The organism is Marinomonas foliarum, assembly GCF_003337275.1.
GTDB lineage: Bacteria > Pseudomonadota > Gammaproteobacteria > Pseudomonadales > Marinomonadaceae > Marinomonas > Marinomonas foliarum.
Genome location: NZ_QPJQ01000077.1, coordinates 1 through 2,227 on the forward strand (window position 1 = coordinate 1; position 2,227 = coordinate 2,227).

Here is a 2,227-nt window from a genome sequence, read left to right on the forward strand (position 1 = left end):
GTAAGCGTCCGGCAAACCACACATTTTAATTATCTTCAAACACCTTAAAGTCTGTTGTCTTTTAAATCAGAGCAACAGACTCATGTTTACCGCGTCTTCCCAGCTTAACGTTACTCTCATTTGTGGACCAACCGATATGCGTAAGGCCATTGATGGACTTTGCAATATTGTCGCCTACGATCTTAAAAAAGAACCTTGTAGTGAGCACATTTTTGTCTTTTGTGGGCGAGCTCGTGACAAGATTAAAATATTGCAATGGTCTAATAATGGTTTTTGGTTGCATTACAAACGATTGGAAAAAGGGCGTTTCCAATGGCCAGGCATTGAGGATGAGTATTTATCGCTGCACATATCTCATCGACAACTGAATTGGTTGTTGGACGGTCTACCCCTTCACTCCCAGGGGGCACATCCGCATTTAACTTACCGATATCATGACGCATAGCCCATTAGGTTGGTATAATCCAACCTATGAACATACTTCCAGAAGACTTACCCAATGACATTGAAGCGCTTAAAGCACTATTGCTTGAGCAAGCTTTACTATTGGGTAAAAAAGACAGCCTTCTGAGTGAAAAAGACTCGCAGCTTGCGCAGTGGCAATCTAAATACACGTTCATTTTAGAGCAGTGGCGTTTGGCGCAGCAAAAGCAGTTTGGCAAAAGCTCGGAAATCTCACCTGGGCAAGGTGAGTTGTTTGATGAAATAGCGGCCGAATCTGATGTCATCGACACAGAGACTGAAACACAGACCGTCTCCTACACTCGTCAGAAACCCAAGCGTCAGCCCCTGCCAAAGGATTTACCACGCGAAACGGTTGTACTGGATATCGCTGAGTCAGACAAAGTCTGCTCATGTTGCCAAGGTGCACTTCATCGCATAGGTGAAGACCGTTCTGAAAAGCTCGATTTTATCCCAGCTCAGCTTAAAGTGATCGAAACCGTTCGCCCTAAATACGCGTGCCGTGAGTGTGAAAAAACAGGCACTCAGAATGCGATTAAGCAAGCAGCTATACCACCGAGCATTATCCCCAAAGGCATCGCGACCCCAAGTCTGCTGAGTCAGATTATCACGGGTAAATTCCAATACAGCTTACCACTCTATCGACAAGAAACCTTATTCAAACAATACGGTATTGAGTTGAGCCGACGAACCATGTCAGATTGGATGAAAAAATGTGCTGATGCCTTAGAGCCTCTTTATGAACGGCTACATCAAGTATTACTGAAACAGTCCGTTATCCAAGCCGATGAAACCACCCTGAATGTGATCAAAGAAGCTCGTTCAAAATGTTACATGTGGGTGTATTGCACAGGCAAAGATGCCCCAAGCAAACAGAACCTGATCCCGAATATTGTCTTATACGATTACCAGCCGACTCGAAGTGGGCAATGTGCCATCGATTTTTTACAAGGCTACGACGGTTATCTTAATGTAGATGGTTATCAAGCGTATGAATCCACCCAAGCCACGTTGGCTGGTTGCTGGGCCCATGCACGTCGCAAATTTATTGAGGCGGAAAAAGGCATGCCGAAAGGCAAGTCAGGAAAAGCAACGATGGCGATCAACCACATCAAAAAACTGTACGCCATCGAAACGCTGGCCCAACAGGCCGACAATGTAGAAGGCGCATTTAAAATCCGTCAGGAGCAAGCGCCCGAAGCACTAGCGAACTACAAAGCCTGGCTTGAAAAGTCAGCTCAACAGGTGCCACCGAAATCTTTATTGGGTAAAGCCATCCAATACAATCTCAATCAATGGGACAAACTAACAGTTTACTTGACAGACTATCACGTCAACATCGATAACAACCGAGCGGAACGCGCCATCAAACCCTTCGTGATTGGACGCAAAAACTGGCTGTTCTCAAATACGGGCAATGGAGCACGGTCCAGCGCCACGCTTTATAGCATCATAGAAACGGCCAAAGCCAATGGGCTTATCCCGTATGATTACTTAGTAAGATTGTTTGAAGAGCTGCCGAGAAGAAAGGAAAACGATGACGTAGACGATTTATTGCCGTGGAATATCAAGCTGACTTAAGTTTGAGAATAAAGGGTGAGTCTTCCCGCTGCATCCATGCAGCCTTGAATCTTCCTGAAAAGTGACAGAGCCTCCGTCCTGGAGGCGTGGACAAATCCATTGCCCTCTGTCTGATAATAAAGTTATAACAATCATTTACTAAAGTAAAGCAACACGATCTATGTGTGGTTTACCACACGCTTAC

Annotated in this window: 2 protein-coding genes; both read left to right on the top strand. The window is 45.2% G+C overall.

Annotated features, from left to right (window positions below):
• Nucleotides 1-82: 82 nt before the first annotated feature.
• Entirely contained in the window at nt 83-445 is a 363-nt protein-coding gene (gene tnpB / locus DFP77_RS19385) for an IS66 family insertion sequence element accessory protein TnpB (protein ID WP_114413806.1), read from the top strand.
• A 26-nt stretch (nt 446-471) separates the two neighbouring features.
• Entirely contained in the window at nt 472-2,043 is a 1,572-nt protein-coding gene (gene tnpC, locus DFP77_RS19390) for an IS66 family transposase (protein WP_114413807.1), read from the top strand.
• Nucleotides 2,044-2,227: the final 184 nt, after the last annotated feature.